Here is a 9,661-nt window from a genome sequence, read left to right on the forward strand (position 1 = left end):
GACACCTGTATAAATAACCGGTAACTGTCAGATCAGGTCTGAGCTAATACAATTTAAGACGGGATCGCCATATGTCATAACTGATCATCATATCGGTTCTGCAGCCGCATTTATTCAGGGAATGGAAACCAGTTCAGATACATTCCCCTAGACTGCCCAGTGGTCGGAATTGGAATTAGATGTGACGTCGTAACCCAGATAATAATCTGTTTAAGTTTCTCAATCCAACACTATGTGACGTTGTCACAGATAATTACCGAGTTTATGCTAATGTTTTATATGTTAATACTTAACACTACCTGGGGCAGGGTTGCCCATTTAATATCCAGAATTGCCTGCCCACTTATTGAAATGGGTCTGCTACAGCAGACTTTGAAGAGTTACATCTCCATGGAGGAAATGGGGAAGCCTAAACTTTTTGGCCCTAGAGCGTATGGATCACAACTAATCTATAAGAATGATTCCCCTTAGAGAGACAAATTCTCCTCAGTGTTTTACGGCATTTTTGATAAATGCATTAAGGACTGCACGTACTTATAGCTAGAGCTTTTGGGGATTTTTTGATGGAAGTGGGTAAACATTCCTTAGCGGACTGCAACAAGTCTTGTTAATAGTGACATAATTTTACGTGAAATCATTTTTACCTCCACTGATCACCCAAGGATTCAGTAGATCAGCAGGCTGATCAGTCTGACCGGTATAAACAACACCCCTCAGAACTCTACAAAACGCACGGAGAGACGCTCATGTTCAAAGGCTTCCCTTGATAGCGTGAATGAAATTTTTCGCTTAGAAGCCTTCTGAAGAGCGATGAGATTCATTATCAAGATATGGAAGAGATGATCACTTATGATTTTCATAGCTAATGTATTGATTTCAGTTTATAGCACCAATAAAGCCTTAAGCACTATGTCTGATGAAAATAGCATCTGCTGGCTATGCAGTTCGTTCTTGAGTTAGAAAAAGGCTTTTCTTAGTGTCAGCACTACGGTCTTTGCAAGAAGCATTTCGGCATACTTTCACGCACACCAATCTCAGAACCTCTTGAACGAATGGCTAATTATCTCATCGATGGTCTGATAAAACCCACAATTGCTTGCTGAGGATCTTTTTTCCACATATCCACAGCTTAGATCCAATAATTATCCTGATCAGATCCTAATTAGATCCAAACAGATCCCCGTCGCTCGCAGCCCTGTGCTGGCGCGCCTTTCAGAGGATTTGCATGTGTCACAGCATGCAAAACATGTGTGGTAATATGCAAAACATGTGTGACAGCATGATAAACATGTGTCATAACATGCAGTAACATGTGTCACATCATGCAAATCCCGTCTGTTATGCACTCATGCGCGGGTTCTGTGTATAAAGAGGATAAGCCATTGGCTGACAATAACTTTTTCCATGACTCATTACTGGCTTCCGCTGAAGATGAACATAAAGTACTCACAGTCACCAGTGCCTCTTCAGTTCAACCGGCCATTTTACTCAGGCTCGGTGTATTCGTACCCAACTCGCGCGCGCTGAAAAAGGGATCTGAGCACATTATTGACGTATCCGAGCCTTTTTCATCACTCGAATTCGCTCGTAAGGAAGGGTATAACGACATCCAGATCCGCGGCGAACGCCTCAATATTACCTCAGATTTTAGCGTCTGGATGGGCGTTATTGGCGCCTTCAGCAAGTATGGACGTGACAGTAATAACATCACGTTGCCTTTCAAGGAGTTTGCCCAACTTTGCCAGTATGATTCACGGCAGGTTAACCACCGTCTACGCGATCAAATCTTTGATTCGTTGGCGAAACTCGGCACGAAGGTGGTTCAATTTAAGCGTAGGGAAGGAAATGGCAAAATGTTCTTTACCCAACTGCTTAAGACCGCGTTGCTTGATCGTGATAAAGACACGGTAACACTCGAGGCAGATGAACGTCTCTGGGAGCTGTATGAAATCGACTATACGATTCTACTTCGCAAAAAGCCCTATACCTATCTGAAAGGTAAGGAAGTTGCTCAGACGCTTTATACTTACATTGCCAGCCTGCCTGACAATCCTGCGCCAATATCCTTCTCCCGCATTCGTGAACGTCTGCTGTTAACCTCTCCCGTTCCGGAACAAAACCGTTTGATCAAAAACGCGCTTTTAGCCATGGAAAAGATCGGTTATATCGAATACAGCATCATTAAGAAGGGCAGGGAGTCCTTCCTGTTTATTAATAAAAGAAACAAGAAACTCAAAGAGTTATACGAGAATGATGTGTCGTAACATGCAAAGTATGTGTCATAGCATGCTTAGTATGGGTCATAGCATGTGAACTTTGAAAGGCACCGCTGAAACATGGGCGGCAGCATGCGAGACATGTGTTAGGGCATGCACCAACCAGATCATTTGCATGTTGTGACACATGTTTTGGATCCAGAAGCATGTTACGACACAGATTTTAATCGTCTGCGCATGCTGCGACACATGTTTTGATTTAACACATGCCATGACACATGTTTTAGCTCCCGTCGCATGTTCCGACAAAGTTTATGAATGCCTTTGCATGTTGCGACACATGATTTGAATTTTATCATGCTGTGACACATGCTTTTTATTTGCCTAGCATGTTATGACACATGTTTCCTTTCCAGCTACATGCTATGACACAGGTAAGTGAGTTGCTCTGCATGGTGTTAATAACGTAAGTGAGTACTCACATTGTTGTAAAGGTATCATGAATGAGCTTCAGCATGTTACGACACATGTTTTCTCGACTTTATAGCTGACCTCCTCACATATACGCATGCTATGACACATGTTGTGAAGAGCATGCCTCCACACATTTTCGGTAACTCATGCATGCCACCACACATGTTTTCCGTGAATACATGTTGTGACACAGGTTTCATTCGTAGCATGCATGCTGTGACACATATTTATCTTGCCGTTATCATGCTGTGACCCATGTTTTGTCCGCCGAGGCCGATGTAATTGCCAGGATTTTAAATTCTATCAGCTGCATGTTGTGACCCATGTTTGGACAAAATCTCAACATAATCCCTCCGTTATGCAGATGGCCAAGTTAGGCTCGATAAAGTGTGAGTAGACAATCATCCTTTTGAAATGTGTCCAATACTACGCTTGCCGATTATGTGGGATGCATGGCTAAAAAAGGAGGTAGCAAAAGCTACCTCCCAGGTTGATGTTTCCACACTACATGTGTTGCTCAGTGTCAGGCAGCTGATCGATAGTCTCTTTAAGCTCGCCACCTGGAATACCAAAGCGCAGCACTGTCTTCACGAGTGCGAGTACATCAATTTCGCCGTCTCGGCCAACTTTGGTTTTTTCCTTACACCCACACTGAGTGCAATGTTACCGATTTCCCAGTCATGGATATGGGGTAGTTGAGCGCTGAGCTGCTGTAGCCAATAAAGGCTTCTTTACAGCTCTTTGTCAGAAGATAGCCATTGCGACTGCACAATCTGTAAATTCTGAAAGACTAATTTTGAAGGCACACATGGTAAACCTCTCTTAATTAAACATCTGATATGAGTTGCTGGTCACAAGCTCTACCATTGACCGGAGAGCTGTATACCTGCTGTTTAAAAAACCGAATTCAGCACCTGATATTTACAGACTCAAATGGTCTGCTGACATCAGTTTGTGCTGGAAGTAACGGTCCATGTGCCATTCGCATCGTAAATAATATCAAAAACGTTATGACCGATGGTTGCGTCACAGTACGCTGCAGTCACAGAAGAACTGTCAAAATCCATCACAGTGCCTGGTGTGTATAAGCCGGTCTGAACATAAAACTTGAGGAAAGGCTGGCAATCCAATATTTAACCTGACCATATGATTACGGATTAGCATAACGTCTGCCTGGCGCAGGGGATAGTTGAGACCTGAAACCTGGAAACCTGGAAACCTCCGTCAATTACAACAGCTCAAGGTCAGGTCTGAATTGGATCCCCAACTATTAAGTATCTAAAGAGGTATTTAGAACGCTGAAGTAGTTGGAAGGGCATGAGAATGCCTCCTATATGAAGGACTGACTGCGATCATTTGACGCATGACCCAAAATTATCCTTCTATCTTGCCACAAAATTTTATAGCGATATCATCGAGTTCCCTGTCGTAAGATGCCCGTTCTGCAGCGCTGAGAAAGCCTTGTTGTTTAACAAAATGCGCCGTTTCATTTCTGACCCGTGATGCCGATTGCCAAAGCTTGTCAGCCTGCGCCTGCGTGAGTATACGAGCTTTACGTGCCGTGCTGATATCTGCCTGAAGTATATCGATCCTCAGCGAAATATGCGCCTCAAGCGGATCTGTAATCCTGGTTCCTGTTTCACTTACATTGCGCTGCGTTTCCAGGTCACAGGCAGGGTAATTCTGCTCAGTCTTAATGTCCGCCATGACCTGACCAGATGCCAGCATCATCAATCCTGATATTAAATATTTCATGGATTTGCTCCTGAATTGTTATGTGCGTAGTTAGTGTAGAGCGAATAATGTCATAGCAAATTTTAAAAAAGTAATCGGATGTACTCTCAACGATCCGACTATACCAGAGCCTTTAACGGGGCAAACTGTAACGGGCATAACTCGAAAGGCAGTTTCTTGAGAAACCCCCCGCCTCTTCTTCTGGAAGGCCTGGCCACCAGCTTTCGGTGGGAACTTGGTATGCGAGCCACTCTCAGTATTGATCACGAGCGAACATGTTGCTCTGAATCGGTGCGCATGGGTGTGGTATGGCTTGATTATCCTCAATGGTGTCAGAAAAAACTCGGCTAAACCAGGTGGGCCAACATCAACGCTCTGGCATGCCGGCGCTTCAGTCTGGCTAAGTCAATCGGCATGCATTAAAACTTCGCTCAGACGTCAAAGGTCGGGTGAAGGACCTGAGTTCTGGATTTTTAAAGCTAAATGCCTTAACTGGCTGATGCTCGACACTCGGGTAATTGTTTGATCACCCTGGATAGGGGCTCTGAGGGCAAACAAGAAGCATCTGTATTAACCGGTCAGCTGCTTCACTTGCTGTTAGCTCATAAGCGACTAGACTGGCTTGTTTTTCACGTTGTACCAGAATCGGTGGTCACACTAAGGAGTTTATTTTGAAAATGTCAGGAGCTGTCGGCGCGCTGTCCGTCTTCATTGGGGCTGTTTCATATGGCATGCCGGGAGTGATATTAAGTCTGGCCACAGCAAGTGGTGCAAAAATTGAAAGCCTTATCCCTACGCAGTTTCTCTTTTCTTTCGTGCTTTTTTTCGTGCTTTCCGAGATAAATCGCAATAAGGCTGGTGCGTTTCCTACCCTGGATAAGCTGCTCGTTCTTGCTACCGGCATTCCTATTATGTGCATTACCTACTGTTTCTATAATGCCGTTTATTACGTTGGGGTGCCGACGTCCACTCTGCTGATGATGCAGTCAGCGTGGATGGCGCCGACGCTGAACGCGCTCATAAAGAAAAAGCCATTAACACGCCGTGATATCACCAGCTTCATTTTCATCATGGCGGGTGTGGTTACCGCCACGGGGATTTTTCGAGGGTCCTTGGAAGTCAATTCTGGAGGGCTGCTGTGGGGATTAGGGGCAGGCGTATCTTACAGTCTGCTTATCGTCTCCTCGTCTAATATTGCCAACGGCGTACGCGTCATTGATAAGGCGAAGATCCTGACGTTCGGAGCATTCATAGCATCATTATTCCTATTCAACAAAAATATCGATATCGCTCCTATGAGTCAGAGCAGCATGTGGTCAGTAGCTAATGCGATATTTTCTTCAATCCTACCTGTGCTGCTCTATGGTTTTGGTATGCCAAAAACCAACACTTCCCTTGCAGGTATGCTGGTGACAATTGAGCTTCCCGCTGCATTTCTGTTTTCCTATGCGCTGCTATCGGATTCAATCACAACAGACCAGATTGCGGGCTGCGCAATCATCATTGTGTCAATTGCCGCGCCGATGGTTGTGTCCAGGTTCACTAAGAAGTTACCTGGGGACTACGGCGCATATCGGAAAAATGGCGTTGCCAGCCATCACGATCCTCATTAACCCCAATGCAGTTTCAAATGCAGCGATTGGCTATCATTGCGGTTGTGGAAACTGGGATTGCTGACATTATCGTCTGGCGAGATTAAAACTCAGGTGAAGAGTCACGAATGTGGTTTGAGCCTTTTAACTTTTTCATGCTCTTAGCTGCTGAGTCTGACTGCTGATGGATGATCGTTGGCTTCTCAGCCAATCTCTGTCCTATGACATTTCGCGCGCATGCTAACTGAATCCTCTTCCGTTGGGATAATCATCGCTTTTAAACAGCTCAATGCGGTGTCATTTCGCATCCCGCTGCTCATTCAGTAATTAGCCCGGCTACGATGGCCGGGACACAGACATACACGAGTCTCATCTTGTGCATCCAGTCATTTGAAAATGAAGTCATTCATACAATTAGAAGCAAGATGAACCGTGGCAAGACCATCTTAGATAAATCTTCCTCACTCTGCTTAGGTTAGTGCGTTTCTGAGGTCGCTGGGGGGTAGTCAGCGATGGCTTAAAGTCTACTCCTTAGCGCCCTCTATGGATAATCGCACACTGATAACTTAAAGATGCGTGTTAAAGCTGCATTGATTCAAACCCGGAACGATCTTTTGCGCCAGTTACAATCTTCCTAGTGAAGGTCCGGCGGTTAGTCCTCACCCATGTGCGGAGCTAAATGCAATCAGTGCCCATCAAAGCAAATCACCTTTATACTCTTTAGTATTTGAAAAAATGGATCTAAAACATGTATTCAGCTGAGAATAACTTCACCAAGCTAGATATAAAAACTGGCATACAAGGGATGAAAAAAGTCACATTTTTCACGCAAATTACGACACATTAATTTAGGAATCCGCTTATGCGTGTCGCCATACTTGCTCTCGAGGGCAGCGTTCTGTCAGCTATTTCTGGATTGACAGATATCTTTTGGATAACGAATAAAGCCGTTGCAGGATCGCCTGCTTATGCAGCCAGGTTTCCACAGGCGCCCTTTGAAACTGTCATTGTCAGCGCAGATGGAGCACCTGTCTGGGATGCTGAGGGCAGGCTAATTCATATTGATAGTTCTTTTAAGGCGGCGGGAAAAATCGATGTAGTTATTGCGCCTGGCATGTTGCTGGGACAAGACCTTCAACCTCTTAATATAGAAAATATTCGTCAGGCAGCTGATTGGTTTAGACAGTTGTATGCGAATGGCACGCTCATTGCTACTACTGGCACTGGATGTGTAATTGCTGGAGAAGCAGGTTTACTTAGAGGACGTTCTTACACCACTACCTGGTGGGTTAGTCACATGCTTCAAGAGCGATATCCTGATGCCAGTCAAATCCGGGGTAAAATGATTGTTGAGGACCGTCGGGTGATATCTACCGGTGGATGTTTTTCTTGGATTTCTCTGGCGCTGCATATTATTGAAAAAGGAGCAGGTGGGGATGTGGCCAACCTCGCGTCTAAGATGTCTCTCACGGATAATCATTATCTGCATCATCATCTGCCGGCTTCGTCAGCTACTTTACAGTCCGGTACTCTTTTTATAAATCGGGCGCAGGAAATCGTCCGTTTTAAAAATCCGTCTATAACGGCAGCGCAGCTTGCCTCCGCATTACATGTTACGGAACGCACGCTGCAACGCAGAATGAAAGTGTTGTCACAGGAAACCCCTAAAGAATTTATTACGAGGATACGTATTGAATCGGCCTGTACGATGCTGGTCAGCACCAGCGTAAGCATCCGGCAGGTTGCGATTGATTGTGGGTATTCTGAAGATACCGCCTTCAGGAAAGCTTTTAATCAGATAATGGACATGACGCCGGCGCAATACAGACAGTGGATGGCTCACGAATCGCCTAAAAGAACAATGTAAAAGTGTTCAGTCGCCCATAGACTAATTCAAAAAAAATGATCATTAATGAAGAATAGAATCATATTTATTGAAGTAACTTTTCGACAAAGAGTGCCGATGGTTTAAATACAATGCAATTGGTTCTGTATAGTTTTTATCAGGTAAATAAGATGAATATTACTCAGAGGTTGACTCTAGCGTTTGTTCTGCTTTCAGCATCACTGGTCGCTACTGGCTTAGCCGCCATTCAACTCTTAAGTGGCTTTCAGGATCGATTTGAACGCGTCCAGGTTAATGTAATTCCCTCGATCCAGATTCTGGGCGAACTGATTGACCGCTCAAATGGGTTACTCTTGATGCTCTATAAATACCAAAGTCAGACGGATAACACCCAGATGCCAGCTGTTGAGAATGAGATAAATCAGCGCATTAAAGTTATCAAAAGTCTCGCTGAGAACTATTTAAACCACGATATATCCAGTGATGAAGACAAACAGTTGTCGGAGTCTGGACTCAATACTCTGAAACAAATCGAAACGCGTTTGCCTGGCTTTATAAAAGCATCACGCGCGCATGAGGATGAGGTCACTCGCAACTTACTTGAGAGACCAAATGAGATTGGAGGCTTTATTTCTCAGCTTAAGGCAGATTATCGCCAACAACTTGCTCTGAATGTCTCAATTGGGAAGCAACTCAGATCTGAAAATAAAATGATCCACCATCAAGCCTTGTGGGGGTTAACGGGGGGAATTACTGTAATTCTCATTTTACCAGGTATCCTGACGACAGTAACCCTGCTTCGAATTCGAGGAAGTCTTAAGCGCATAGGGGATATCATGAACCATGCTGGACAGACTTTAGATTTGAGCATGACTGCGGATGGTAGCAGAAGAGATGAGGTGGGTGGGATGGCTCGCTCTTTTAATCAGCTCCTCAATAGTGTTGGAAATGCGCTTTCGTCCGTCAGCACTGCTTCTCATTCACTAAGCTCCGCCTCTTCTCAAATAGCAGCGGGAAATGAGGATCTTTCCTCCAGGACAGAACAGCAGGCGGCTTCACTGGAGCAGACTGCAGCCAGCATGGCTGAATTGAGCGAGACCGTCAGACAGACTGCAGATAACACGCGCCAGGCAAGACTTCTTGCTGGAAATGCCTCTGAACTTTCTGATGCCAGTGCTGTTTCACTGGGCAATATGTTGGGCACTATGGCTGAGATTCGGACAAGTTCTAAAAAAATTAATGAGATTGTTACTCTTATTGAAGGTATTGCTTTTCAGACAAATATTTTGGCACTCAATGCTGCAGTTGAAGCAGCGCGAGCGGGAGAGCATGGCAAGGGGTTTGCGGTAGTGGCAGGTGAAGTTCGTAATTTGTCACAACGTTCTACTCAGGCAGCCAGAGAAATAAAACATCTCATTGACACATCTTATTCTCTCGTTGAGTCAGGAGCGACTCAGGCTGAAACAGTTGAAAAGAACATGACCGAATTGAAGGGTGCATTTCGGCAAGTAAATGATCTGGTTAGTGAAATCGCAGCAGCAGCAGAAGAGCAAAACACAGGTATCACTCATGTACATCTGGCCATCAGTCAGATGGATGATGTCACGCAACAGAATGCCGCACTGGTCGAAGAAGCTTCCGCTGCTACTGCTTCTCTGCAAGATCAGGCGCAATCTCTGTCCAAACTGGTTAGAAAATTCACTCTGCCTCCTGAGGTTACAACAAACATGATGCGCGAGGTGGTTGATATGATCCTACCCACGTAATGTGGACACAACCCTAAGCGAGATTCTGGTTTT

The 9,661-nt window shown here is 44.9% G+C and carries 5 protein-coding genes; 4 read left to right on the top strand and 1 reads right to left on the bottom strand.

Annotated features, from left to right (window positions below; translation table 11 throughout):
- Positions 1-1,322: 1,322 nt before the first annotated feature.
- A complete protein-coding gene (locus tag IAE30_RS29455; protein WP_234465571.1) occupies positions 1,323-2,264 on the top strand; it encodes a RepB family plasmid replication initiator protein in 942 nt (313 codons plus the stop codon).
- Positions 2,265-4,064: 1,800 nt separating this feature from the next.
- Here the strand turns inward: IAE30_RS29455 and IAE30_RS29460 are convergent.
- Positions 4,065-4,445, bottom strand: a complete 381-nt coding sequence (locus IAE30_RS29460; protein WP_200539292.1) for a hypothetical protein — start codon at positions 4,443-4,445, stop codon at positions 4,065-4,067.
- A gap of 656 nt (positions 4,446-5,101) precedes the next feature.
- Here IAE30_RS29460 and IAE30_RS29465 point away from each other — a divergent pair.
- The 3 genes from IAE30_RS29465 (at position 5,102) to IAE30_RS29475 (ending at position 9,628) form a co-directional block, all read left to right on the top strand.
- Entirely contained in the window at positions 5,102-6,037 is a 936-nt protein-coding gene (locus tag IAE30_RS29465) for a DMT family transporter (RefSeq protein ID WP_200578918.1), read from the top strand.
- Between the two features lie 841 nt (positions 6,038-6,878).
- A complete protein-coding gene (locus tag IAE30_RS29470) occupies positions 6,879-7,883 on the top strand; it encodes a GlxA family transcriptional regulator (RefSeq protein WP_200539290.1) in 1,005 nt (334 codons plus the stop codon).
- Between the two features lie 149 nt (positions 7,884-8,032).
- A complete protein-coding gene (locus IAE30_RS29475) occupies positions 8,033-9,628 on the top strand; it encodes a methyl-accepting chemotaxis protein (RefSeq protein ID WP_200681609.1) in 1,596 nt (531 codons plus the stop codon).
- Positions 9,629-9,661 lie beyond the last annotated feature (33 nt).

The organism is Pantoea sp. S61, from assembly GCF_016625145.1.
In the GTDB taxonomy this organism is placed as follows: domain Bacteria; phylum Pseudomonadota; class Gammaproteobacteria; order Enterobacterales; family Enterobacteriaceae; genus Pantoea; species Pantoea rwandensis_B.